This window comes from Candidatus Baltobacteraceae bacterium, from assembly GCA_036559195.1.
Lineage (GTDB): Bacteria > Vulcanimicrobiota > Vulcanimicrobiia > Vulcanimicrobiales > Vulcanimicrobiaceae > JALYTZ01.
Map to the genome: position 1 here is coordinate 1 of DATBTN010000065.1, position 25479 is coordinate 25479.

The window sequence follows — 25479 nt, forward strand, 5'->3', positions numbered from 1 at the left end:
GACGCTCACGCTCGGCGTATACGATGTATTCAACGACCGGTACCGCATTACGTATCTCAACGCACAGGGTAATCACTACGCGGCCGGACGAACCTTCCGGATCGGCGTGCGCTTTGGCGCACCACGAGAGTGAACCTCGCGTTCGATGGGGCAGGCCGACGCGCTCCTACGAGCCGTGAGAGCCTTTCGTGCACCTCATTGCGCGGGAAGCGCTACCGCATGAATCGCCTTTAATCCGGCACGCGCGATAGCAGTAGGCGTTTGCCTCGCTGTGGATTAACATCGGGGCTTAGCGAAACGTACGGGAACCGTCGCAGTCGCCCCTAGGTAAACGGAATCTGGGCCTCACCGCCGCGCTCATCCGCGAGTGAAAAAACCTCTCGCGGATCGCCGGAAAAGACGCGGTTGTGAGCGCGGACGTATTCCTCGATCGCACCGAACGCCGCGATGGCAAGCTCTAAAAAGGAGCATTTTGAGCCGCGGGCGGTAAAAGCGTGAACGCGACGCTCGTAGCGGGAACGATGCGCAAGCCCGGGTCGCGCTTGAAAGCCCCGCGCCGCGCGACCGGCAGGCAAGTCTCTAGATCCACTTCGCCATCCCAGTACAATTGTTCGTGAAGAATTGCGCGTGGCGGCCCGGGCGCTCCGCCGGCGCCGGCCATCTCGACGAGTCGCTCAATTGCCTCGAATGCAGTCTTCCGGTAACACTGGAGCGCAACGGTAGAGCGTACACTTATCACACATTGTTCGGGTACGAACTTACCGGCAACGTCGAAGCGTCGCGGCCGGGAGGATCCTTGAAGTGGTCGGCGGCGCGACCAAATCTGTTCTGCGTTCACGACAGGATCATAAAGCGCATTGTAGCGACGTGCCGATCGGCCGAATGGCCGAATCTTTCGGATACGCCGTGTTCGGGCGTCCGATCGGATTATCCATAAGGCGGATGGTGCGGTGCGGTTCTGACGCGTACCATGGTAACGATGTCTCCAGCAACCCGCCGCGTACCCATCGTTCTAGCAACGCTGTTTCTGTTGAGCGCGCCGGCTTTAGCTCAAACCCAACCTCGGCCCTCCGCATCGCCATCGCCGGTCCCCGCGGTTACGTGGCAGACCGACATTGCGGGCTATCTCTTCAACACGACCAATCCAAACGCCGCCGGCACTCTTGATACACCCGACGGAAGAGATAGCGGTTCGCGAGTCGATACCGCCAACGTCATGACGACCGTGACGCGCAACGCCGGCGTCTTTCGCTTTGCAGCAACGATCGGCGGATATGCCTTCCCCGTCGTGGGACAAGCCATAAATCCAACCTTTGCAAAGAGCTCGAATACGAACGTATTCGGTTACGTTCCCGTATCGTACGTCCAGTACGTGCCCAACGGAGCATGGACGTTTACGGTCGGTAAGATGCCCGCGCTTCTCGGTCAAGAGAGCAACTTCACCTATCAAAACGTCAATATTCAGCGTGGCCTGGCGTGGAATGCTGAGCCGACATTCACGCGCGGCGTGCGGGCCCAGTATGCGCGGGGAAAGTTTGCGGGCACGCTCGGCTACACCGACGGTTACTATTCCGGCCGGTTCGACACCGTCGAGGGGCTCGCCGTATGGGCGCCATCGTCGAACACGACCCTGCAATTCGCCTTCATCGCTCCGCAGGCGAGCCTCGGCCCCAACCCGACAGCCGGCATCGCGAATAAACGCGAGGCCAATTTCATGCTAACCCAGCAATTCGGAAAACTCACGCTCGCAGCATATTTACTGTGGATTGACTCGCCGGGAGACAAGAACATCGGATTTAGCGGCGACGAGCGCGCGTTTGCAGGCGTCTTGATCGCCAACTATGCGTTCGACGGCGCATGGTCGCTCGGCGCCCGCTATGAATCGCTCGCCAACCGCAGCGGCGTCCTCGATACGGGTGCCAATGCCGACCTGGTTAGCTTTGGACCCGGCAGCACGGCTACCACGATCACGCTAACTCCCGCGTATAAGTCCGGCCATACCACCGTTCGCGGCGAGTACTCGTCCGTTATTCTGGGGACGTTCACGCCGGGTGCGGGCTTTGGTCCCGCCGGAAACGGCGGTTCGCAGTCTCGCTTGGGCATCGAGATCGGAGTGCAGTTCTAATGCTGCTTGAAATCGGCATCATCATCCTATCGATCGTGTGTTTCGCGATCTTCGAGTACTACACGTACGGCTTAGAAAAGGTCTAGTCATGCAGTTCGACGATGTGCTCGGGCTGGTGCTCGCGCTCGCCGCCTTGGCCTATCTTATCTACGCGATGCTGCGTCCGGAGAAATTTTGAAATGACCGTCGTCGGATGGATGCAGGCGATCGTGCTGTTTCTCGTCGTTCTCGTGCTGACGAAGCCGCTCGGTCTCTACATGGCCAAGGTGTTCATGGGCGAGCAGACGTGGTTGTCGCCCGCGTTCGTGCCCGTCGAGCGGCTCTTATATCGCCTGGGCGGCGTCAAAGAAGACGAGGAAATGGCGTGGACGGGATACGTTTTCGCGGTGCTCGCGTTCTCGGCCGTGAGCCTTGCGTATCTCTATATTCTGCTGCGCACGCAACAATGGCTGCCCCTGAATCCGAACCACTTTGGGAGCGTGGCACCCGACTTAGCTTGGAACACCGCCGTCAGCTTCATGACCAACACGAACTGGCAGTTCTACTCAGGCGAGAGCACGATGAGCTTTCTCTCGCAGATGGCGGGGCTCACGTGGCATAACTTCGTTTCTGCCGCCGTGGGAATCGCGCTGGCGATTGCGGTCGTTCGCGGCATTGCGCGTACCGGCGTCAAGACGCTCGGCAATTTTTGGGTCGACCTTACCCGCGCGTGCCTATACGTACTGCTTCCGATCTCGATCGTCGGAACGCTCACACTCGTTTCGCAGGGCGTTCCGCAGAATTTCCACGCAAATGTCGCTATTAAGACGGTCGAAGGGGTAACGCAGTCGATTACCGGTGGGCCGATGGCTTCACAGGAAGCCATCAAAGAGTTGGGCACCAACGGCGGCGGTTTCGTGAACGCGAACTCGTCGTCACCGAACGAGAATCCGACGCCGTTTGCCAATCTGCTTGAAATGTTCCTGATCCTCATCCTAGGCGCGAGCCTCACGTATACGTACGGCAGGATGGTTAAAGACACTCGCCAGGGCTGGGCGATTTTCGCGGCTATGGCGGTGTTGTTCTTTGCGGGATTCTGGGTCTGCTACTCGGCCGAGTCGGCCGGGAACCCGCTGATCCATCAGCTCGGCGTAGTGGGAGGGAACTGGGAAGGGAAGGAAGCTCGCTTTGGTCCCGCCGCCTCCGCGTTGTTCGCCGTGGTCACGACGGCAACGTCGTGTGGTGCGACCAACGCCGTGCACGATTCTCTCACCGCGCTCGGCGGCTTCGTGCCGCTGCTCAACATGCAGCTGGGAGAGATCATCTTCGGCGGGGTCGGTAGCGGCCTCTACAGCATGATCGTCTTCGTGGTCCTAACCGTGTTCATCGCCGGCCTAATGGTGGGGCGCACGCCCGAGCTTCTGGGAAAGAAAATCGAGAGACGCGAAATACAGTTCGCGATTATCGCGGTCTTGGTGACGCCGATTCTCGTGCTGATCCCAACCGCGCTCGCGTCGGTGATCCATGCGGGGACGGCTACCCTGAGCAATGGCGGCCCGCATGGTTTTTCTGAAATCCTCTACGCCTTTACATCGACGAACGCCAACAATGGCAGCGCGTTCGCGGGACTCGGGCCGAATCGTTTCTACAACATCACCACCGGTCTGAATATGATCTTCGGACGATTCGTCGAGGTCATTCCGATTCTCGCGCTTGCGGGCGCTTTGGCGGGCAAGAAAGCGGTCACGGAAGGCGCGGGCACGTTCACCACCTACTCGCCTATCTTTGTCGTTCTCTTGATCGGCACGATCGTCATCGTGGGCGCGCTTACGTTCCTACCGGCCGATGCGCTTGGGCCTATTGTCGAACATCTCCTCGTCCTTCAAGGAAAGACATTTTAACGATGATTGCCCAACGCCGCCTGGATCGCCGGCCCAAGGAGCGGTCGCTGTTTGACCGCGCGATAATCGTGCGCGCGATCGCTGAATCGTTCAAGAAACTCGACCCTCGCTGGATGGCTCGCAATCCAGTCATGTTCGTGGTCGAGGTCAGCGCGCTGGTTACGACCGGTTTTTTCTTCCGGAGTATCGCAACGCATGGCCCTACGGCGGGGTTTGAATTCGCGATTTCCGCATGGCTTTGGTTCACTGCACTCTTCGCGAACTTCGCCGAAGCGGTCGCCGAGGGACGCGGCAAAGCCCAAGCGGAGTCATTGCGACGCACGAAGACGGACACGATGGCCAATCATCTGATCGATGGCGGCCGGATCGTTCAGGTAGCGGCCGATCAGCTTCGAAAAGGGGACACGATTCGCATCGAGACCGGCGAGATCATTGCCGCGGATGGCGACGTGATCCAGGGTGCTGCGACGGTCGACGAGTCGGCGATCACAGGCGAATCGGCCCCGGTTATCCGCGAGTCGGGCGGAGACCGATCGGCGGTCATCGGCGGCACGCGGGTCCTTTCAGACTGGATCGTCGTGCGGGTCACCGCCAATCCGGGCGAGAGCTTCTTGGATCACATGATCGGTTTGGTCGAGGGTGCTCAGCGCCAAAAAACGCCCAACGAGATCGCACTTTCGATCCTGCTCTTCGGCCTGACAATCATCTTTCTGATCGCCGTCGCAACCCTCTTGCCGTTTTCGATCTATGCGGGCGCAAGACAGACCGTTACGGTGCTGATCGCATTGCTCGTATGCTTGGTCCCCACAACGATCGGCGGATTGCTTTCGGCGATCGGCATCGCCGGCATGGATCGCGTCATGCAACGCAACGTGCTTGCGATGAGCGGGCGCGCCGTCGAAGCCGCCGGCGACGTTGACACGCTGCTGCTCGATAAGACCGGAACGATCACGTTTGGAAACCGGCAAGCTGTAGCGATCATCCCCGCGGAAGGGATCGATGTGAAGGACGCGGCGCGCATCGCCTATTGGTCGTCGCTCGCAGACGAGACGCCCGAAGGGCGCTCGATCGTTACGCTCGCGTCGCAGGGCATGTCCGCTGAAGGTGCCGCCCGCATGCCGGAGGGGGCCGCGTTTGTTCCGTTCAGCGCATACACGCGCATGAGCGGTCTCGACCTTGCGGACGGTAGCAAGATCCGAAAGGGTGCTCCCGACTCCGTTTCAGCTTGGATTCGCGAACGAGGCGGCGAGGCACAACCGCAACTCTCCGCCGACGTGGAACGCATTGCCAGCAGCGGCGGAACGCCCTTGCTGCTGGCGCGCAACAACATGCTGCTGGGCGTCATCCATCTCAAAGACATTCTCAAGCCGAATATGAGGGGGCGTTTCGACCGTTTGCGCGCTATGGGCATTCGCACGGTCATGATCACCGGCGACAACCCGCTGACCGCGGCGGCAATCGCCAATGAAGCCGGCGTCGATGATTTTCTGGCTCAGGCAACGCCTGAAACGAAGATGCAGCTCATCGCGCGTGAGCAAGGATCGGGTCGCATGGTCGCGATGACTGGAGACGGAACGAACGATGCCCCAGCGCTTGCGCTAGCGGACGTCGGCGTCGCCATGAATTCCGGGACGCAGGCGGCCAAGGAAGCGGCGAATATGGTGGATCTCGATTCGGACCCCACGAAACTGATAGAGATCGTCGAGATCGGCAAGCAGCTGTTAATGACTCGCGGTGCGCTCACCACGTTCTCGATTGCCAACGACGTTGCGAAGTATTTTGCGATTCTGCCGGCGATGTTCGTCGCCGCCTATCCCGCGATGAGCGCCTTAAACGTGATGCGCCTTTCGACGCCCCAGAGCGCCATCGTTTCGGCGGTCATCTTCAATGCCCTGATCATTGTAGCGTTGATTCCGCTAGCGCTGCGGGGGGTCAAGTACGTCCCTCAAGGCGCGAACGCGGCGCTGCGCCGGAACGTCCTCATTTACGGACTCGGCGGCCTGATCGTACCGTTTATCGGCATTAAGGCGATCGATATGATTCTTGCCGTCCTTCATCTGACATAGGAAGGAACATGATCCGATACTTAGCAACGGCGTTACGCATCACGATTCTTTCGATCGTAATCTTTGGGTTGATCTACCCGTTCGTAATGACCGGGCTTGCCCAGCTCATCTTTCCCAAACAAGCCAACGGATCGCTCGTGGAACGCAAGGGCAAGATCGTCGCTTCGGACCTCGTCGGAGCGCTCTGGACGAGACCGCAGTACTTCCAGGGGCGACCATCGTCGGCCGGCAAAAACGGGTACGATCCGACCTCGACCGGTGGAACGAATCTTGGGCCGAGTTCAAAGAAGCTGATCGATTCGACCAAGGCAACGATCGGTGCGCTGGAAAAAGCGAACCCCGACGCCGCGGGTCCACCTCCCATGGACCTGGTTACCTCGAGCGGCAGCGGGATCGACCCTGACATTAGTCCGGCATCGGCGTACTGGGAGGCACCGCGAGTGGCCGCCGCACGAAAACTTCCACTTATCCGCATAAACGCCCTTATCTCGGCCCACGTGCACGAGCGCGAGCTCGGTTTTCTCGGAGAGCCACACGTGAACGTGACCGAACTAAATCTTGCACTAGATGGGGGCAAATAACTCGGAAGCGGTTAGCGGCTTATCTTCATGGAATATTGGCGGCGTGAGCGCATCGAGGATTACCGGGGTTTGTTATCTGCTGCTCGTTGGCTCATTCGCCGCCGACATGATGACCCCGCAGCTTCTGGTTATCGCGCTCGCCATGAATGGACCGATCGCCCTAAGCAGCATTGCGTTGAGCCCGCGCTTGACGATTCAGCTCACGGGTTTTGCCGAGATAGCCAACGCTCTCGCGGGCTATTTCAACGGCGCGGCGGCGCACTATCAATGGGACTCGATCGCGGTCGCCGACCGGGCGTTGCTGGCTGCGTCGTTTTTTTTGGTCGGCTACATGACGATCCTAACCCAACGATACGCCGCCGAAGCCGGCCGTGCGGGCCTTCGCAAAGCACAAGTACGTGACGAGAAAGCGCTGCGTCGCGCGATCGACCGCGTTCGTACGAGCTTGAGCTCCGGGCTGGTTCGCCGCGCCGTCGTTTTGGAAGCGCGCACGTTATTCGAACCCGGCCAGGTTTTCTTGAGTTCGCGCAATTCCGTTCTCTCAGAGCCGCGACTTTTTCGTCTCGAGAAGGCTTCGGCCGAAGTGGTCGAGAGTAGGGACTCCGTACCACCCGAGGCCGCTTCGCTCATCCAGCGACTGCGCGGCGGCGAGAGCCAACTGCTGGTGAATGCAGGCGACGCCGCTGGGCGCTATTTGCTTGCGCGATTCGACGCCGAATCGCTGATGTGCGCTCGCCTAATCGCGCAGCCGGAAACGTTGCTGTTCGTTCTAGGGGAAAGCGATAAGAAATACGGCGGCGAGCAATTCCGACTCTTTACTGCGTTTGCCGAACAGGCTGCCGCGGCCTTACAACAGTCGTCGCTCTTTGAAACGCTCGGGCGCCAAAACGACGAAATCGTACAGCAGCGTAACCTTTTGGCCGAGCGTAACGAAATTATCCGCGACATCGTCTACGCGATCGCGCATGACTTGCGTACTCCGCTAGTCGCCGCCGGAACGACGATGCGTCAGGCGCTACGCGGTGCTTACGGGCAACTGCCGCCCGAATATAACAAAATTATCGAAGCAACCATTGCGTCGAATGAGGAGCTGCGGAATCTCGCGGAGAGCCTGCTCTTAGTTGCGCGCTACGAGCTCGGCGAAGTCTCCCCATTTGAAGAACAAATCGATATGGTTGATCTCGGCGAGGACGTCATTCGAGAACTGGCGTCGCTCGCGTTTGAAAAACGCATCGAGCTTACCTTTAGCGAATCCGCACGGAAGTCGTCGCTCGTACTTGGCGACGCAAGCGAATTGCGGCGAGCGCTAATAAATCTCATCGCCAACGCCCTCGCGGCGACTCCGGAACGCGGACACGTTTGGGTCGAGGTGGTAAATGACAAACGCAGGTGCTGCGCCGTCACGATTCGGGACGATGGGTACGGCGTCGCGCCGGAACGGCAAGCAACCCTATTCGAACGGTTCGCGGGGACCGAGGCGGGCCGCGGAACGGGGCTGGGGCTCTACATCGTTCGGCGCATCGCCGAACGTCACGGGGGCAGCGTACGGTACGCTCCCGCGGCGGATCGCGGAAGTACTTTCACCATTGAGCTACCGCTATCGAAGACGCCGTGAGCATCCACACGATTGTGGTCGAAGATCACGCGCTCACCCGCGCGGGTATCCGAACGGCCTTGCAGAGCGACACCTGCATCGAGATCGACGGAGAAGCAGTCGATGGTCCGTCGGGCTGGGAACTTGTCCAGCAATGCCGGCCGGATGTTGCGATAGTCGACATCGGAATTCCCGGCTTTGACGGGATCGAATTGACGCATAGAATCCGCAAGGCACTACCGGCAACGCACGTGATCATCGTGACCATGCTCGACGTTGCCGAACAGGTTGTGGCGGCGCTCGCGGCGGGAGCGGACGCCTACTGCCTAAAGAGTTCCGACCCGCAGCGTATCGTTAGCGCCGTTCGTATCGCGCATGAAGGCGGCGCTTACTTCGATCCGCAGATCGCCCACGTGGTGCTCTCGCGCTTCAGTCCAACTAGGCAGACCGGTGACTCTCCCCTGACTGCACGGGAGCTGGACATTTTGAAATTGGCAGCCAACGGTTTAGGCAACGCACAAATTGCGGAGCGGCTCAATATTAGTCTGGGAACCGTAAAGGGGCATATCCGCGATGTCTTGGAGAAGCTCAGTGCAGCGGACCGGACGCAGGCGGCCGTGGTCGCGCTTCGACGGGGGTATATCTAACGGCGCTCTGGAGAAGTCCCGCCGCCGGCGTCGCGCGGAGCGAGGACGAGCAACTCAAGCGCTCCCGCGTCAAGGAGCCGGTGAGCGAATGTCCTGCGCTGCAAAAATCCCGGCGTCCGCAATGTTCCGGCCACGGCGATTGTCGTTTCCGGCACCTTACGAGCGAGAGTCAGGACCGCCTGCGGAACGTTCGCTGCTTCGGCACGAATCCACGTCGCACGCTCGTTGCGCGCCGCTGCGTGCATTTCATCCTCTTTGCGCGCATCCTTCGAGGCGGGTTCGGTGACGAAGGCAACGGCAAGTTCGACCTCGAGTCGCGCGGCGATGCGGCTGCATTGTTTGATGAGCGCAACGTCTTGCGGACGGGAGGCGACGCTCAAAAGAAGGCGTTCAAACGGGGCGGGAATCCTTTGCCGGTTGCGGGCTCGCAGCGCCTCGCGCAGCGCGAGTTCGCGAAGTGCGAGCAAGTTGTCCGTGCGAAAAAATCGCGATAGCGCCGTCTCGACGCGTTCCTGCGGGTAGATTTTGCCCGCGCGCAGCCTGTCACGCAGCGTCTCTGGCGTGACGTCGACCAAAATCAATTCGTCGGCCAGCGCCAAAATGCCATCTGGAAGCGTCTCACGAACGATCGTACCGGTGAGACGAGCGACGGCATCGCCCAGCGCTTCGAGATGCTGCACGTTCAACGTAGTGATTACGTCGATCCCGGCGCGCAGCAGGGCGAGCACGTCTCCGTAGCGTTTCTCGGCAGCCGATCCTGGGGCGTTCGTGTGCGCGAGTTCGTCGACGAGAACGATCGTCGGCTTACGCCGAAGAAGTGCTTTGCGATCGAATTCTTCGTACGTTATGCCGCCCGAGGTGATGGACTTGCGAGGCAAGACTTCTAAGCCTTCAAGTAACTCCGCCGTCTCTTTTCGGCCGTGCGTTTCGATGAAGCCGGCCACGATGTCTATTCCTTCAGCTTTCAATTGCTGACCGCGATCGAGCATGGCATAGGTTTTTCCGCAGCCGGCCGCGGCGCCGAAATAGACGGTAAGTTTGCCGTACCCGATGCGCATGCGATCTCCGACGGTGAAGGCGTACGGGTGAGGCACCAGCGCGGCATCGCGGATAAACGTTTGCCCGGCGGCAACGATGAAGAGATCGCGATCGAATCTGCGACTCACAAGTTTGGTTGCAAGTGCCCCTGCCGGGATGGCTATAAGCGAAGCACGGACCTCGGAAATATCTCCTTTGCTCAAATCTATTGGCTGTCGTAGAATCTCGGCATTCAACTCACGCGCGATTCGCGATAGCGATTCGAGATCGACCTCTGGCGGCGCCGCGACTTCTAAAGCGAGATCCAGCGCGGATGCGACGGCGAAGGTGCGCCGCAGAAACGGCGCGGGATTCACGCCGGCGAGCAGCACCGCTGCCGCGGTAGAGACCTGTTCGGCGCGCACGTGCGGAATCGTCAGATCGTCGATGGTTCGCAACAGTAATTGGCGCAATAGCTCGAGCGTTGCTTCTTTAAAAGCGCCTTCGAGTGCCCGATCGACGTCCTGGCTTTGAACGATCTTGCCGGTGCGAAGGCGGGTACGAAGCAGCCGGGGTGATGCATCCAGGGCGATCACTTCATCGGACGCTTGCAGAAACGAAAGCGGAATGATCTCACGCACCGGATGCCCCGTGAGCGATTCCGCGGCGACGGCGACCGTCTCCAAATGGGCAATGTTGAAGGCACCCAGCACGGTGATTCCTCGTTCGCGCAGGGCAAGTGCATCTTGCCAGCGCTTTTCGTGGACGGATCCGTCTAAGTTTGCGTGTGCCAGCTCGTCTAGGACGATTACTGCGGGAGCCATGGCGAGCGCCGCATCAAAATCAAATTCTTCGAAAGATGCAGGCCCGCTCCGCACGGTCCGCGCGGGAACTCGCGGGATATCTTGCGCCATCGCCGCGAGCCCGGGGCGCCCTTTGAGTTCGATGGCGCCGATCACCGCGTCGATGTCGGCCTGCCGCATCCGTCGAGCCTCATCCAAAAGGCGGCGCGTTTTTCCGGCCCCAGGCGCGCTTGCAAGAAAGACCACGATTTTGGCCCTGCCGCCGAGTTCGCGCAAGAGCTCCTTCGCGGACGGGCGCCGCCCGAGAGGCTCCTTTGCGTTCATGCCCGGCACTCGATCGCGAAGACAAACATGCTGCGCTGCAAGCGGAACCCTTACGTGCGCGGCAGAGGCGACCCTGTTAAGCCCTGTCCGAGCATGCTCGCCATGTCGCGGGCGACCACGACAGTTACGTCCTTGCTATGGTCGGTATAGTTACCGACCCCGACCAGTCCCGCGTTCGACGCTCCCTCCAGAAGAGGGTCCGCCAGCGCTGCTGCGGTCACGGCTACTGCCAGGCAAAACGAAGCGCGAACCAACGACCGTGGAACGACATGGGAGGGATATTGTTCACTCGCCGCGCTCTTCCCGGTTGCACGACCGAGGTCCAGTTGGAGGACGCCCTTACCTAACCGGAATGTCCGCCGGCAATGATTCCTCGTAAGCCGTCGTCGTGTCGCGCGCGTCGGGCACGTCGTGCGACGGTGACGTCACCCTCCACGCTACCAGGATCGAGCCCGCGAGTAGCGCGGCCGCGAGGAACCAGGGTGCCGCGGGAAATTCGATTCCGCTTCCGCCTTTGATGAAGTAGGCAAAGATGCCGGCAAACAGCATCGGCGCGACGATCATCGCGATGCTCCGAAGCGAGCCAAGCGCGCCCTGCAGTTCGCCCTGTTCGTCGTGCGCGACGCGCTTGGTCATATACACCTGTTCGGCGGACCCCGCCACGCCCCACAACGAATTGATCGGGATCGCAATCCAGAACAGCAGCGTCCCCGGCGATCCGAAGAGCGCAAAACCAATAGCGCCGAACGCGAGTCCCGCAAGCAGCGCCGCTCGGGTACCCAACGCATCGACGAGTTTTTGCGATAAACCCGCCGTCACGATGGCCGAGGAGATTCCCACGATGGCGAGCCCAATGCCGAGAGTCGCGGTGTCCCAACCGTACCGGTATTGGCCGTACAATACATAGACGGTCGTGTACGATTCGTGGGCGATGTACCCGATGGATGCCACCGTCGCGATGCCGAAGAGTTCGCGGTGCGAGCGCAGCAAGCGCAGCGAACCGAGCGGATTGGCGCGCCGCCACTCGAAGCGTGCGCGTCGCTTGTCGGGCGGCAGCGATTCGGGCAACACGAACAATCCGTACAAGAAATTTGCTAGACCCAACCCCGCGGAGACCCAAAACGGCAATCGCGTGTCATACCCGCCGAGCCAGCCCCCGAGCGCCGGACCGAGAACGAAGCCGAGGCCGAACGCCGCACCGATCATGCCATAGGCACCCGCGCGTTTTTCCGGCGGCGTGACGTCGGCGATATAGGCACTCGCCGTCGGAACGCTCGCGGACATAATGCCGGAAAGCACGCGGCCGAAGTAAAGCCATGAGATTGCCGGTGCGAGCGCCATAATGACGTAATCGATGGCCGTCCCGATATTGGAGGCCAGAATGATCGGGCGGCGTCCGAAGCGGTCGGAGAGCACGCCCAAGATCGGTGCGGCGAAGAACTGCCCGATCGCCCACATCACCGACATCGCACCGATTGCAAGCGACGCCGAAGCGACGCTACCGCCCGTGAACGATCGAACGAGCGTCGGCCAAACCGGAATCATCACGCCGAGCGCCAGCATATCGAGCGCGACGGTAACAAAAATGAACGACATTGCGCCGTTGCGACGATGAAACAACTTTTTTTGTCATCCTGAGCTTGTCGAAGGACGGCCCTCTGTCGAAGGACGGCCCTTGTCCAAGGGCGAGCGTTGACTAGGTCTCTTTGTCATTCCGAGCCCTTATCATGCCGGGCCGCCGAAGCACGAGCGCGCTGCCAGGCGTATGGCATAGGCGTTGCGTACGTTGTGAAGGTGCAGAAAATCGATGGGCAATTCGTCTATTCGGCGTCCGACCTGAACAACTACCTCGAGTGCGAGCACCTCACGACGCTCGAGCGCGAGGCCGCCGGCGGTTTGATCGAGCGCCCGGAGAGTTCGGCGCAGACCTCGCTCATCTCGCGCAAAGGCATCGAGCACGAAAAGCGCTACCTCGAACTGCTTCGCGGCGAGTTTGACGATCTCGTCGAATTACCCGAGCAACTCGAACGCACGCAGGCCGGCTTAAAAGAGGCGGCGGCGCGCACGCGGGACGCGATGGAACGCGGCGCGCGCGTCATCTATCAAGGCGCGTTCTTCGATGGCCTCTGGTTTGGGCGGTCGGATTTCTTGTTGCGTGTCGAGCGCCCGAGTGCGCGCTGGGCGTGGAGCTACGAGGTTGCCGATACGAAGCTCGCCCTGCACACCAAACCGTATTTCATCATTCAGCTCTGCTTCTACAGCGAGATGATCGAGGCGATCCAAGGAAGCGCGCCGGCCTTCATGCACGTCGTCTTGGGCGACGGCAGCGATCGCGGCTATCGCGTCGACGAGTACAGCGCCTACTATCGGCGGCTCAAGCGCGCGTTTCTTGCACGTGTCGCGCGGGACACGAATGGAACCTACCCGCTTCCGGTTTCGCATTGCGACGTATGCAGCTGGCTGCCGACGTGCCGCAGCCTTCGCGAAGACGACGATCATCTGAGCTTGGTTGCCCGCATGCGGCGCGATCAGAGCAAACGCTTGAACGTTCACGGCATCGCGACGGTCGCGCAGCTCGCCGGCACCGCCGAGAGCGGCCGTCCGCCCGGCATGGATCCCGATACGTTTGCGACGCTGCGCAGGCAGGCCGCGCTCCAGATCAAAGGGCGCGACGCGGTTCGCGTCGGCGCGAAGCATCCGTATTTCTACGAACTGTTGCGAAGCGACGAGCCGCTCGGTTTGGGCGCGCTCCCGGAACCTGCGGCGGGTGATGTGTTTTTCGACATGGAGGGCGATCCGCTCTACGAACCAGCTCGCGGCTTGGAATACCTCTTCGGTGCCTATATCCCCGGCGACGCGGCACATCCGTTTCACGCGTTTTGGGCGCGCACCCCGGCGCAGGAACGCGCGGCGTTCGAGGCGTTTATCGACTTTGTGGTCGAACGCCGGCGCCGGCATCCGAATCTGCACGTCTATCACTACGCGCCCTACGAAAAGACCGCGTTGCGCACGCTCGCCGGCCGCTATTCGACGCGCGAGATCGAGGTTGACGATCTCCTGCGCGGCGAGGTGCTCGTCGATCTCTACGCGGTCGTGCGCCAGTCGATCGTAATCTCCCAACCCAGTTATTCGATCAAGAAACTCGAGCCTTTCTACGGGTTCGAACGCTCGACCGAGGTGCGCCGCGGCGACGATTCGATCCTGATGTTCGAGCAATGGCGCGAGCATCCCGAGCGCGAGGAGATTCTGGAGGACATCGAACGCTATAACGAAGACGACTGCCGATCCACCTATCACTTGCGCGAGTGGCTCGTCGGTCTGCGCGACGAAGCGATCGATACATTCGGTGTTCAGATCCCCTGGCGCGCACCGAAAATAGCGAAGAGTGCGAACGAGGAGCGTGAAGAAGAGCTTGCGGCGCTCACCGAGCTGCAGCGTCGTCTCCTCATGCGGCCGGAACCGGAAGCGAAGCTGCTCGCGCAATTGCTCGGGTATCACGAGCGCGAGGCGAAGCCCGTCTGGTGGGCGTTTTTCGACCGCTGCGAAAATCCGCAGGATCTGCTCGACGGCGATAAGGATGCCCTCGCAGGCCTGCACCTGCGCGCCGAGATCGAGCCGTACAAACTCGGCCCGCGCGATAAGAACTACGTCTATACCTATGAGTTCCCCGATCAGCAGCATAATCTCGGAACCGACTCGCCCGTCGATCCGTACACGGGCGCCGGTGCGGGAACGATTCTGCGTTTCGACGAGGATGCTAACCGCGTGGAAATTAAACGCGGCGGCGGCGCCGAAGCAGCCGCGGCGCTCAAGGCCCTGATTCCCGGCGGGCCCTATCGCACGAAGGAGCAGCAAGCGGCGCTGCGCCGCGTCGCACGGGCGTATCTCGACGGCCGTCTCGAGAGCGAGCAGCCCGCGATCGTCGACCTGTTGCGAGCGGTCGCACCGCGTTTGAGCGATCGGGAAAGCGGCGCCGCACTTCAACCGCAGACCGTAACGCCCGAGTGCATCGCGGAGACGATCGAAGCGCTGGATCGCAGCTATCTTTTCGTACAGGGCCCACCCGGAAGCGGGAAGTCGACGAAGGGCGCGGCGGCGATCGTACGGCTGATCGCCGACGGTAAGCGCGTTGGGATTCTCGCAAACAGCCACAAAGCGATTCACAACCTGCTGCACAAAATCGAAGAAGACGCCTCGCGCAACGGCGTTACGTTCCGCGGCCTGCAAAAATGCAGCGCCGAGAATGCGGACTCGAAGTATATATCGCGGCTCGGCCGGCCCCTGATCGAAGCGACAGCAAAGAACGATCCGTTTGAAGATGAGATCTACGATTTGGCCGCGGGGACCGCATGGCTCTTCGCGCGCGAGGGGATGACGGGACGTTTCGATTACCTCTTTATCGACGAGGCCGGGCAGGTCGCCCTTGCCGACGCGATCGCGGTAGCGGGGGCGGCAAAAAACGTGATCTTCCTCGGCGATCCGCTGCAGCTCGCGCAGGTCTCGCAGGGCGTGCATCCCGACGGCTCGGGCGCGTCGGTTCTAAAGCATTTGCTCGGTGAGAGCCCGACGGTTCCGCCGGACCGCGGAATCTTTCTCGACGAATCGTATCGCATGCATCCGTCGATCTGCGCCTTTATCTCCGAGTCGGTCTACGCCGGCCGTTTGCGCGCCGCCGCCGGTACCGCCGGACAGTACGTGCGCAGCGACGGTCTCGAGGGCAACGGGCTGCGTTTTTTAGCGATCGAGCACTCCGGCAACGGCCGCGGATCGGTCGAGGAGGCCGAACGAATCGTTGCAGAGATCGCCCTGCTGCGCGCCGGCCGTGTAAAAACGGTGAAGGATGGGGCGGAACGGCCGCTGACCGACGGCGACATCCTCGTCGTCTCGCCGTACAACGTGCAGCGAAAACTGATCCGCCGCGCGTTGGAGAAGGCCGGCTTTAACGTTAACGTCGGTACGGTAGATAAATTTCAAGGGCAAGAAGCTCCCGTCGTCTTCTACTCCATGGCGACCTCGAGCGGTGACGACGTCCCCCGCGGCGTGGATTTTCTCTTCGAGAAGAACCGCATTAACGTGGCCATCAGCCGCGCGCAATGCCTGAGCGTTCTGCTCGCAAGCCCGCGCCTGCTCGAAGTGCGCTGTTCGAGTGCGGAGCAGATTTCAATGGTGAACGTGCTTTGCCGCTACGCCGAGCGCGTTTCGTAGCGAACGCAGCCCAAGAGGACGCACGGTTGCGGTAACGCTGCGTCTTTGGGTAAGACGAAAGCGACCATGAAAGGAATACTCACATGACTTCTCTGTCTTCCTACGTTGCTGCTGCGGCGCTCCTGATCGGCGGGGCGCTGGGACCGGCGGCGGTTATCGCGCAAACCACGCAACCCGACCAGCCGGCTCGGCCAACCCACATCAGCGGCACGATCACGGCGGTCAATGGCCACCTCGTTACCGTCCAGCAGAGCACCGGAACGATCGTGATCAACGACCAGCCCGCGCTCAATTTGAAAACCACCGGCGAAGTCGCCGTCGGTCGTCAGATCGTCGCGCGCGGAGAGTGGCGCAACGGTACGTTCTACGCAACGGCCCTCCAGTTCGGTCCCGCAGTGCCGCTTACCGCGGCCGATGAGGTTGCTCGCGTGAGCGGAACGATCACATCGGTTACGGGGCACTTAGTCACACTGCAGCAGAGCCGCGGTCCGATCGTCATCAACGATCAGCCGGCGCTCGATAGCAAAACGACGGGTCCCGTCGCCGTCGGCCGCCAGGTCGTCGCCGTCGGGTACTGGCGCGCAGGCACGTTCTACGCTACCGCACTTCAATTCGGGCTAGCACCGTCGGCGATGAGCCAACCCGACCGCGTTGGCGGAACGATCACCGCCGTCAGCGGCCATCTCGTCACGCTGCAGCAGAGCCGCGGTACGGTCGTCATCAACGATCAACCCGCGTTAACGGCCAAAGCCACCGGCGAGATCGCCGTCGGCCGCCAAGTCGTCGCGTTAGGGTACTGGCAGCACGGCACGTTCTACGCCAACAGCGTCGAAGACGTTCCGGCCACGACTCCGTAGGCGCCTAGCGATGGTTGCGCGTTCGCTAGTGAATGCGCGCGACCAGAACCGCGATATCGTCGCGGCGGCGGCCGCCACAGTGGCGTTCCGTCGCCTCGACGATCTCGCTCACGATCTCGATTTCAGCGCGGTGCCGATTCGCGACGATCGTTTCGGCGAATCGGGCCATGCCGAAAAGCTCGCCGTCTTTGGTGCGCGCCTCGGTAACGCCGTCGGTCGCCGCTACGAAGAGCGTGCCCGGGCGCAACTCGACGAAATTCTGCTTGAAGAGGTGGTGCTGGTCGTCGAAAACACCGATGAGCGGCGCGGTCGGTTCCAGCACGACGGCCTCACCGTTGGGATAGACGATCAGCGCCGGCTCGTGAGCGGCGCAGGCATACGTTAAGAGGCGGCGGCTGGGATCGACGAGACCGAAGAAGACCGTGGCGAACGATTCCATCCCTTCGAACGTGTTATTCTCGAGGTAGAGACGATCGAGCGAGCGCAGCACTTTCTCCGGCGTGAGGCCTTCCGAAGCGTAAGCGCGCAGCCCGTATTTTACGAGCGCGGCATGCACCGCCGCCCGCGTTCCTTTGCCGGCGATGTCCGCTATCGAAAACGCGACGGAGTCGTTGTCGAAGTGATACACATCGACGATGTCGCCGCCGGCAAGCCCCTCGGCCAGACGATAGGTAACCGCGTACGAAATGCCGGGAATCTTCGAGTCAGGCTGAGCGAACAGATGCTTAACCAGCACGTGCGCCGCATCTTCACTCACGTATTGGAAGGGCGCGACCGTTTCGATACTCGTACTCGAGCGTTCGCCGTCGTCGGCTCGCTTCAGCGAATCGGGCACGGTGGCAATGCCCGTAGTCATCGTAGATGAAGCATCGGCTTCGTTGCGATCGTCCATTCGTGGGAGGGGCGTTCGGCGGGGTGGGCTTTTCCCATGCCGGCGGAGCAAGGCAAGCGTGCGCATCCCCGGGCGCTCGAACCTTTCGAGCGGTTTGGGCGTACGATGGCATGAGCAAGACTCTGGTAAGCCTTTTCGTCCTCACGCTGTTCTTCGTTCACATCAAAGACTTCAAGTTTTCGCCCGCGACGCTGCACGTCGCTGCCGGTGACACGGTCGTTTTCGTGAACGACGACTCCGAAGCGCACACGGCGACCTCGCTGACGCGCGCCTTTGATTCGGGAGGCCTAGACACGAACGATCGTTGGCAGCACCGCTTCGCCAAGCCCGGGTCTTATTCGTACATTTGCGCGCTCCATCCATACATGAAGGGCGCGATCCTTGTTTCTGCCCCGACCGTGAGGAAGTAACAATGCATCGCAAAGATTTTCTCGACCACATCGGCTGGACCGGCGCGGGCCTGGTGTTCACGCTAACCTCGGGCGGCCTGCTTACGACGGCCGCGTCCGCGCAAGAGCGCGGCGGCTTCTCGTTCGTTCAAATCAGCGACAGCCATATCGGTTTTGCGAAACCGGCAAACGATCACGTCGCCCGAACGCTCGAGATGGCCGTGGATGCGATCAACGCGCTGCCGAACCAACCAGCGTTCGTCATGCACACGGGCGACATCACGCACCTGGCCAAGCCCGCGCAGTTCGACGCAGCCAAACAGATCCTGGGCAAACTGCGGGCGCCGCTGATCGCGATCCCGGGCGAGCACGACACGATCGGCGAGGCCGCGGTTTCGGAGTACATGCAGCACTTCGGCCGTGCCGACGCGAAGGATGGGTGGTATTCCTGGAACCAAAGCGGTATCCACTTTCTCGCCCTCGTGAACGTCTTCGATTTCGAGACGATGGGACTACTCGGTCAGAAGCAACTCGATTTTGCCGCTGCGGATTTGGCGGCGCAGAAGGCATCCACGCCAATCGTCGTCTTCGGCCACGTTCCGCTCTACGCGCTCTATCCGAAGTGGGGCTGGACGACGCAGGACGGCTCAAAGGTCCTTGCAATGCTCGCGCGCTTCGACAACGTGACCGTCCTTAACGGCCACATCCACCAAGTGATCCACCACACGGAAGGCAACATTCGCTTTGCCACCGCCAATGCGACCGCGTATCCGCAGCCCGCACCGGGGATGGCGGACAAGCCGGGCCCGTTGACCGTTCCGCCCGGGCAGCTATTGCACGACATCGGTTATCGCACGGTTGAGATGACCGGGACGCCGGCGATCCTCGACCGTCCGTTGGGGTGAAATCACGGACGACGAAAGTCTAGCTCGATCGTTCGTCGAGCGCCGGCCGGAGGCACTCGAAGAGGTCTATGCCGCGTACGCCGGCACGCTGTACGGCGTCGCAGCGCGCGTGCTCGCCAACGCCGACGACGCTCGCGACTGCGTGCACGACGTCTTGCTGCGGGTTTGGCAGACGGCCGGATCGTATCGCGCGGAGCGCGGGACGTTGCGGGCCTTCTTGGTCGTCGCGGTTCGAAACGATGCGATCTCGCGGTGTCGCAGTGCGGCACGTCACCTCGCGATCGAACGGCGAGCGCAGCCGAGCGACGTTGCCGACGATGTTGCCGTCGACGTGGTTCGCAGGCTGGAGTCGGCGCGCGTTCGACGCGCATTGGAATCGCTGCCGCCCGAACAGCGCGCCGTATTTGAGGGAATCTACTTGCACTACAAAACTCAGGCCCAGGTCGCGAGCGAACTCAACATCCCGCTCGGGACGGTGAAGAGCCGCGTTTCGAGCGGCTTACACAAACTGCACGCGCGCCTCGCGCCGGAAGCGCAACGAGTATGACCGAGCACATCGGCGACATCGCGGCCCTCTACGTGCTCGGCGCGCTGCCGGAACGCGAGCTGCACGATGTCGACGCCCACGTAAGCACCTGCGCCGACTGCGCGCGAGCCCTCGGTGAGGCCGAGATCGCGGTCGCGGATATCGAGGACGCCCGGGCAGTCCCGGCGCGAGCGCTGCTCGCCCCGCGGTCGCCCCGGCTCGCCCGCTCGGTCTTCGCGGCGCTGGCCGCGGCGGCGCTTCTCGCAATCTTCGCCGCGAGCAGCGTGCTGCAGAACATTCGCCTCCGCGAGCAGGCCGCGCAAACGAGCGGCGTGCTGGCGGTCCTCGCAGCCTCGCACTTCAACCACGTCTCGTTCGTGCGGCCAAATGCGGCGGCGCCGGTTGCGAAGCTCATCTACGCCAAGCACGGTGAGTGGCTCTATCTCATCGTCGAGGGAACGCCGGCGAACCTCACTCTCTACGGTGAAACCCCCACCGGCGAGCGTTTTCTGGGCTCGCCCCAATCGAGAGCCGGCGTCGAAACGCTCTTCATCTCGCACCCCGGCCGCTTTCTTCGCGTGGAATTGCGTCAGCCGGGCCATCCCCCCGAGCGCGCACTCCTCGCCTATTAAGGATGCGCTTTTCGGCGTGGATGCGAAACGAGTTGTTCGGCGCGCAAAAGCGCCTTGTCGAACGTCCACAACCTGCAGTTGGCAAGCCGCGCGCCGGCCAAAAGATGCACGTCGATCCAGGCGATACCTTTGCCCCAAAGCGCGTGTTCGTCTATGAAGTGCAATACGAATTCATCACGCACGGGTGCTAGTCGCGGTAACGCGGCAAGATCGGCAAGAATGTTCCCGCGATTTCGTAAGTTGCCGCATGCAAGTTCGCCGATAACGAACGGATGAGTCGCGACCAGATTCTCACGGAGCATCTCTGCAAGCGCGTCGTTGTTCGAGCGAAAATGGTCGATCCACACCGACGAATCGACCAGAATCATCGAGAAGACGTTGTGCGACGTCGTGGGACGAGCCGAGCGTCGGGCTCTGTCCCGCCCAAGAGCGCGAGGCGCTTGGCCGATTCCCGGGCGACGAGCGCCTCGAGGCCCGCATGAACGAGCGCGGTTTTCCCCTGAATGCCCGAAAGCTGCCGAGCGCGTTCGAGAAGTTCTTCTTGAATGATGAGCGTGGTCCTCATGCATATAAGTATGGGCGAAAATATACACTATAGTCAAAGGTTGACCGAAGCGGCGGCCCAAAAAGAACGTGCCAGCAACCAGCCGGTTACTCGACCCGATCGGCCTCGCACTCAGCTTCTACAGCGCCGCCGAACGTGTTTGACCTGGTAGAGAGCCTATAGTATACTAGTCGCCTATGCCCCGCGCCATTTAGGCAACAAATGGAAGGACGAGCATTTCTACCCCGGTGGTCGGCTCGTCTTTTAGCTTGCCCTCATGCACCCTCGCCGCCCCTTCGACGGGCGCGCGGGTGGCACGATGCCGCGGGTGCGTAGGTAGCGCGCTTCCTTAAAATGGTGAGAGAAATAACGCATGGCGAAAACGACGGCTCCTAAGTCCCCCGCGAAGAGCTCCGCGGGCACGAAGAGCAAGTCGAAACGCGCCGGCGCGAGCGACGGAACTTCGACGGTGCAAGCCACGACGTTTCCGATGCCGACCGGTGCTTTCACGGTTCCTCAACCCCCGGACCCGGGTCCGAAGCGCAAGCGTCATTCGTTTGCGAAAATTGCCGACGTCCTCGAGACGCCGAACCTCATCGAGCTGCAGAAGGCCAGCTTCGAATGGTTCAAGACCGAAGGCTTGGCCGAAGCGTTCGCTTCGATCTCGCCCATCAAAGACTTCACGGGTAACCTCGTGCTCGAATTCGGCGAGCATTCGCTCGGCGAACCGAAGTACTCCGTCGAAGAATGCCGCGAACGCGATATGACGTACAGCGCCCCGTTGCGCGTGCGCGTACGTCTCATTACCGCCGAATCAGGCGAAATCAAGGGCATTCCCGACCAAGAGATCTTCATGGGCGATTTCCCGCTCATGACCGACAAAGGCACGTTCATGATCAATGGCGCGGAGCGCGTCATCGTATCGCAGCTCGTGCGTTCGCCGGGCGTGTACTACAACCAGGATGTCGACACCAACAGCCGCCCGACGTATAACGCTACGATCATTCCGAACCGCGGCGCGTGGATCGAGTTCGAGAGCGACAACGGAACCAAGAACGACGAGACCGAGGGAACGATCGGCGTTCGCATCGACAAGAACCGTAAGATCTACGTGTCGACGTTCATTCGCGCCCTCTCGCGTCCGGATCTCGGCTGCGACTGGGATAGCGAAGAGGCGATCCTCGCGCTCTTCGACGGCAGCCCGCTGATTCAGAACTCGATCGACAAAGACAAGGATATCCACACGCGCGAAGACGCGCTCAAGGAAATCTACAAAAAGCTGCGTCCGGGCGAACCCGAAAACGCGGAGAACGCCGAGAAGCTGCTCGAGTCATTGTTCTTCGATGACAAGCGCTACGATCTCGCGGGCGTCGGCCGTTACAAGCTCAACAGCAAGTTCCATTATCGCATCGAGAATCCCGATCCGGAGAAGCGGACCGAGAATCCGTATCTCACGATCGACGAGTACACCGATGCCGGAATGACGATGCCGCCGATCGGCAAGCGCAGCCTGCTGCGCAGCGACATGATCGCGGTCATCCGCCGCCTCATCAAAGTCGCGACGAAGGTCATCGATAAGGACGACATCGACCATCTCGGCAACCGCCGTATCCGTTCGGTCGGCGAATTGCTGCAGAACCAGTTCCGCGTCGGCCTGCTCCGCCTGGAGCGCGTCGTGCGCGAGCGCATGACCGTGCAAGATATCGAAACGGTCACGCCGCAGGCGCTGATCAACATCCGTCCGGTCGTCGCCGCGATCAAAGAGTTCTTCGGCAGCTCGCAGCTCTCGCAGTTCATGGACCAAACCAACTCGCTCGCGGAGCTGACGCACAAGCGGCGTCTCTCGGCGCTCGGGCCGGGCGGTCTCTCGCGCGAACGCGCGGGCTTCGAAGTGCGCGACGTTCACCACAGTCACTACGGCCGCATCTGCCCGATCGAAACGCCGGAAGGCCCGAACATCGGTTTGATCGGATCGCTCGCGACCTACGCGCGCGTCAATCGCTTCGGCTTCATCGAGACGCCGTATCGCGTCGTCTCGGGCGGCCGCGTCAGCGAAGAGATCGTCTATCTGACGGCGGACAAAGAAGACGAGTACATCGTCGCGCAAGCCAACACGCCGCTCGATAAAAACAATCAGATCACCACGGACTCGGTCGTCTGCCGTTATGCCGAAGAATACATCGAAGAGCCGGCCGACAAAGTCCAGCTCATGGACGTTTCGCCCAAGCAGATCGTCTCCGTCGCGACGGCGCTCATTCCATTCCTCGAGCATGACGACGCCAATCGCGCGCTGATGGGCGCGAACATGCAGCGTCAAGCCGTGCCGTTGCTCCGTCCGCAGGCGCCGATCGTCGGCACCGGCATGGAGTACCGTTCGGCGAAGGACTCGGGCGGCTGCGTCGTGGCCGAAGAGGGCGGCGAAGTCGTTGCGGTCGATTCGAAATCGATCACGATCGCCGGTAAAGACGGCATCGAAAAAGTCTACGATCTGCTCAAATTCACGCGCTCGAACGCGGGTACGTGCATCAACCAGCGTCCGATCGTACAGATCGGCGAAAAGGTCGCCGACGGGCAAATGCTCGCCGACGGTCCGTCGTCCGATGAGGGCGAGCTCGCGCTCGGCCAAAACGTACTCGTCGCGTTCATGCCGTGGGAAGGCTACAACTACGAAGACGCGATCCTGATCAGCGAACGTATGGTCAAGGACGATCGCTTCACCTCGATTCACATCGAGGAATACGAATGCGAAGCCCGCGATACGAAACTCGGACCTGAAGAGATCACCCGCGACATTCCCAACGTCGGCGAAGATTCGCTCAAAGATCTCGACGAACGCGGCATCGTGCGCATCGGCGCCGAGGTGCGTCCTGAAGACATCCTCGTCGGTAAGGTGACGCCGAAGGGCGAGACCGAACTGACGGCGGAAGAGCGCCTGCTGCGCGCGATCTTCGGTGAGAAATCACGCGAAGTGCGCGACACCTCGCTCAAAGTACCGCATGGCGAAAAAGGCAAGATCATCGACGTCAAGGTGTTCTCGCGCGAGAACGGCGACGAACTTTCGCCGGGCGTGAACCATCTCGTACGCGTCTACGTCGCGCAGAAACGCAAGATTCTGCAGGGCGACAAGATGGCCGGGCGTCACGGCAATAAGGGCGTCATCGCCAAGGTACTGCCGGAAGAAGACATGCCGTATATGGAAGACGGTATCCCGGTAGACATCGTGCTCAACCCGCTCGGCGTTCCCTCGCGCATGAACCTCGGGCAGATCATGGAGACCCATCTTGGATGGGCCGCCAAGATGCTCGGCATGCACGTTGCGACGCCCGTCTTTGACGGCGCGCACGCGGAAGACATCGCCGAGTGGCTGCAGGATGCGGGTCTCGCACCCGACGGCAAGACGTGGCTGCGCGACGGTCGCACCGGCGATCGTTTCGGACGCCCGATCACCGTCGGACAGATCTACATGCTCAAACTCGCCCATTTGGTCGACGACAAGATCCACGCGCGCTCGACCGGCCCGTACTCGATGATCACACAGCAGCCGCTGGGTGGTAAGGCGCAGTTCGGCGGTCAGCGTTTCGGCGAAATGGAAGTCTGGGCGCTCGAAGCCTACGGCGCAGCGTACACGCTGCAAGAACTGCTTACGGTAAAGTCCGACGACGTCGTCGGACGCGTGAAGACCTACGAAGCGATCGTCAAGGGCGAGAACGTGATGGAACCGGGCGTTCCCGAATCGTTCAAGGTCTTGATCAAAGAACTCCAATCGCTCGCGCTCGACGTCAAGGTGTTGACCGAGAACCGCGAAGAGATCGAGATCAAGATCGCCGACGACGACATGGGCGAACGCGCTCAAGAGATCGGCTTGCTCATGGGCGATGAAGATCCGCGCATGACGCAAACGGCCGCCGCCCAACGCGAAGCCGAGGCGCAACGCGCGTCGACCGGCGTTGAGGGCGAAACAGCCGAAGCCGTGGTTGCCGATGAGGACGAAGAGGAAGAGGAAGAGATCGACGACAGCAAGCCGATCGATACGACCGCTCCCCTTCCGGTACCGCCCCCGATGCCCGCGCGCGTCGGCGGTGAAGAGATCGACGACGAACTCGTCATCGACGACGCCGAAGTCGTTGAGGAAGAGGAAGAAGAAGATCAGGGCTATCAACTCGAGGAAGAGGAAGACGAGCCCGCCGAAGAGGCCTCACCCTTCGGTGACGAAGACGAAGACCGTCCCATCACCGAAACCGAAGAAGAGTTCTAACACCCACCTTCGCGGCGAGACAAAAAGGCCCGGCAAAACAGCCGGGCCTTTCCTCATGCTTCGACAAGCCCATGCTTCGACAAGCTCAGCATGACGAGTTGTCATCCTGAGCTTGTCGAAGGACGAAAGGGACGGAAGCACTGCTTGCGCGCGTGCGTGCTTGTCGTGAACGTGTGGCGTGAGGATCGGTCGGGGCGTTACGATGGACGGGCTTCTTCGTGGGCGCGTTGCCGGTAA

The 25479-nt window shown here is 61.2% G+C and carries 18 protein-coding genes; 14 read left to right on the top strand and 4 right to left on the bottom strand.

What is annotated here, in order from left to right; genetic code table 11:
• The first annotated feature begins 979 nt into the window (after nucleotides 1–979).
• The 7 genes from VIG32_10650 (at nucleotide 980) to VIG32_10680 (ending at nucleotide 8893) form a co-directional block, all read left to right on the top strand.
• A complete protein-coding gene (locus VIG32_10650) occupies nucleotides 980–2125 on the top strand; it encodes an outer membrane beta-barrel protein (protein ID HEY8298464.1) in 1146 nt (381 codons plus the stop codon).
• Nucleotides 2126–2213: 88 nt separating this feature from the next.
• On the top strand, nucleotides 2214–2303 hold the full coding sequence (kdpF, locus tag VIG32_10655; GenBank protein HEY8298465.1) for a K(+)-transporting ATPase subunit F: 90 nt from the start codon (nucleotides 2214–2216) through the stop codon (nucleotides 2301–2303).
• A gap of 1 nt (nucleotide 2304) precedes the next feature.
• A complete protein-coding gene (kdpA, locus tag VIG32_10660) occupies nucleotides 2305–4005 on the top strand; it encodes a potassium-transporting ATPase subunit KdpA (protein HEY8298466.1) in 1701 nt (566 codons plus the stop codon).
• Between the two features lie 2 nt (nucleotides 4006–4007).
• On the top strand, nucleotides 4008–6071 hold the full coding sequence (gene kdpB / locus VIG32_10665; protein HEY8298467.1) for a potassium-transporting ATPase subunit KdpB: 2064 nt from the start codon (nucleotides 4008–4010) through the stop codon (nucleotides 6069–6071).
• Between the two features lie 8 nt (nucleotides 6072–6079).
• Nucleotides 6080–6652, top strand: a complete 573-nt coding sequence (kdpC, locus tag VIG32_10670; GenBank protein HEY8298468.1) for a potassium-transporting ATPase subunit KdpC — start codon at nucleotides 6080–6082, stop codon at nucleotides 6650–6652.
• A 43-nt stretch (nucleotides 6653–6695) separates the two neighbouring features.
• Nucleotides 6696–8267, top strand: coding sequence for a HAMP domain-containing sensor histidine kinase (locus VIG32_10675; protein HEY8298469.1), 1572 nt, complete (start codon nucleotides 6696–6698; stop codon nucleotides 8265–8267).
• The gene (locus VIG32_10680) at nucleotides 8264–8893 is read left to right on the top strand and encodes a response regulator transcription factor (protein ID HEY8298470.1); all 630 of its coding nucleotides are present in this window, start codon (nucleotides 8264–8266) and stop codon (nucleotides 8891–8893) included. The genes VIG32_10675 and VIG32_10680 overlap by 4 nt, the downstream gene beginning before the upstream one ends.
• Here VIG32_10680 and VIG32_10685 read toward each other — a convergent pair.
• Both VIG32_10685 and VIG32_10690 read right to left on the bottom strand, forming a co-directional pair.
• Entirely contained in the window at nucleotides 8890–11037 is a 2148-nt protein-coding gene (locus VIG32_10685) for a hypothetical protein (protein HEY8298471.1), read from the bottom strand. The two genes, VIG32_10680 and VIG32_10685, sit on opposite strands and share 4 nt — an antisense overlap.
• A 339-nt stretch (nucleotides 11038–11376) precedes the next feature.
• Nucleotides 11377–12633 carry a TCR/Tet family MFS transporter gene (locus VIG32_10690; GenBank protein HEY8298472.1) on the bottom strand — a complete coding sequence of 419 codons (1257 nt, stop codon included), beginning with the start codon at nucleotides 12631–12633 and terminating at the stop codon, nucleotides 11377–11379.
• Between the two features lie 198 nt (nucleotides 12634–12831).
• Here VIG32_10690 and VIG32_10695 point away from each other — a divergent pair, with 198 nt between their 5' ends.
• Nucleotides 12832–16242 (top strand): TM0106 family RecB-like putative nuclease, encoded by a 3411-nt coding sequence (locus VIG32_10695; GenBank protein ID HEY8298473.1) that lies wholly within the window; start codon nucleotides 12832–12834, stop codon nucleotides 16240–16242.
• Between the two features lie 83 nt (nucleotides 16243–16325).
• Nucleotides 16326–17099: a hypothetical protein gene (locus VIG32_10700; GenBank protein ID HEY8298474.1), complete on the top strand. Its 774-nt coding sequence runs from the start codon at nucleotides 16326–16328 to the stop codon at nucleotides 17097–17099.
• A gap of 25 nt (nucleotides 17100–17124) precedes the next feature.
• Here the strand turns inward: VIG32_10700 and VIG32_10705 are convergent, their stop codons facing one another.
• A complete protein-coding gene (locus VIG32_10705; GenBank protein ID HEY8298475.1) occupies nucleotides 17125–17955 on the bottom strand; it encodes a PP2C family protein-serine/threonine phosphatase in 831 nt (276 codons plus the stop codon).
• A gap of 146 nt (nucleotides 17956–18101) precedes the next feature.
• Here VIG32_10705 and VIG32_10710 point away from each other — a divergent pair, with 146 nt between their 5' ends.
• Genes VIG32_10710 through VIG32_10725 form a run of 4 tightly spaced genes read left to right on the top strand, consistent with a single transcriptional unit; the run spans nucleotide 18102 to nucleotide 20443 of the window.
• A complete protein-coding gene (locus VIG32_10710; protein ID HEY8298476.1) occupies nucleotides 18102–18401 on the top strand; it encodes a cupredoxin family copper-binding protein in 300 nt (99 codons plus the stop codon).
• Between the two features lie 2 nt (nucleotides 18402–18403).
• Entirely contained in the window at nucleotides 18404–19285 is an 882-nt protein-coding gene (locus VIG32_10715; GenBank protein ID HEY8298477.1) for a metallophosphoesterase, read from the top strand.
• Nucleotide 19286: 1 nt separating this feature from the next.
• Nucleotides 19287–19832 carry a sigma-70 family RNA polymerase sigma factor gene (locus VIG32_10720; protein HEY8298478.1) on the top strand — a complete coding sequence of 182 codons (546 nt, stop codon included), beginning with the start codon at nucleotides 19287–19289 and terminating at the stop codon, nucleotides 19830–19832.
• Entirely contained in the window at nucleotides 19829–20443 is a 615-nt protein-coding gene (locus VIG32_10725; GenBank protein HEY8298479.1) for a zf-HC2 domain-containing protein, read from the top strand. The genes VIG32_10720 and VIG32_10725 overlap by 4 nt, the downstream gene beginning before the upstream one ends.
• Here the strand turns inward: VIG32_10725 and VIG32_10730 are convergent.
• Nucleotides 20440–20811, bottom strand: coding sequence for a PIN domain-containing protein (locus tag VIG32_10730; GenBank protein ID HEY8298480.1), 372 nt, complete (start codon nucleotides 20809–20811; stop codon nucleotides 20440–20442). The two genes, VIG32_10725 and VIG32_10730, sit on opposite strands and share 4 nt — an antisense overlap.
• A 549-nt stretch (nucleotides 20812–21360) precedes the next feature.
• Between VIG32_10730 and rpoB the strand changes: the two genes are divergently transcribed.
• The gene (rpoB, locus tag VIG32_10735; GenBank protein ID HEY8298481.1) at nucleotides 21361–25242 is read left to right on the top strand and encodes a DNA-directed RNA polymerase subunit beta; all 3882 of its coding nucleotides are present in this window, start codon (nucleotides 21361–21363) and stop codon (nucleotides 25240–25242) included.
• Nucleotides 25243–25479 lie beyond the last annotated feature (237 nt).

What these genes read in the sequence shown, in the direction of transcription:
- VIG32_10650 (HEY8298464.1), top strand. Translation starts at nt 980, where the DNA reads ATGTCTCCAGCAACCCGCCGCGTACCCATCGTTCTAGCAACGCTGTTT.
- kdpF (HEY8298465.1), top strand. Translation starts at nt 2,214, where the DNA reads ATGCAGTTCGACGATGTGCTCGGGCTGGTGCTCGCGCTCGCCGCCTTG.
- kdpA (HEY8298466.1), top strand. Translation starts at nt 2,305, where the DNA reads ATGACCGTCGTCGGATGGATGCAGGCGATCGTGCTGTTTCTCGTCGTT.
- kdpB (HEY8298467.1), top strand. Translation starts at nt 4,008, where the DNA reads ATGATTGCCCAACGCCGCCTGGATCGCCGGCCCAAGGAGCGGTCGCTG.
- kdpC (HEY8298468.1), top strand. Translation starts at nt 6,080, where the DNA reads ATGATCCGATACTTAGCAACGGCGTTACGCATCACGATTCTTTCGATC.
- VIG32_10685 (HEY8298471.1), bottom strand. Translation starts at nt 11,037, where the DNA reads ATGAACGCAAAGGAGCCTCTCGGGCGGCGCCCGTCCGCGAAGGAGCTC.
- VIG32_10690 (HEY8298472.1), bottom strand. Translation starts at nt 12,633, where the DNA reads ATGTCGTTCATTTTTGTTACCGTCGCGCTCGATATGCTGGCGCTCGGC.
- VIG32_10700 (HEY8298474.1), top strand. Translation starts at nt 16,326, where the DNA reads ATGACTTCTCTGTCTTCCTACGTTGCTGCTGCGGCGCTCCTGATCGGC.
- VIG32_10705 (HEY8298475.1), bottom strand. Translation starts at nt 17,955, where the DNA reads ATGACTACGGGCATTGCCACCGTGCCCGATTCGCTGAAGCGAGCCGAC.
- VIG32_10710 (HEY8298476.1), top strand. Translation starts at nt 18,102, where the DNA reads ATGAGCAAGACTCTGGTAAGCCTTTTCGTCCTCACGCTGTTCTTCGTT.
- VIG32_10715 (HEY8298477.1), top strand. Translation starts at nt 18,404, where the DNA reads ATGCATCGCAAAGATTTTCTCGACCACATCGGCTGGACCGGCGCGGGC.
- VIG32_10725 (HEY8298479.1), top strand. Translation starts at nt 19,829, where the DNA reads ATGACCGAGCACATCGGCGACATCGCGGCCCTCTACGTGCTCGGCGCG.
- VIG32_10730 (HEY8298480.1), bottom strand. Translation starts at nt 20,811, where the DNA reads ATGATTCTGGTCGATTCGTCGGTGTGGATCGACCATTTTCGCTCGAAC.
- rpoB (HEY8298481.1), top strand. Translation starts at nt 21,361, where the DNA reads ATGGCGAAAACGACGGCTCCTAAGTCCCCCGCGAAGAGCTCCGCGGGC.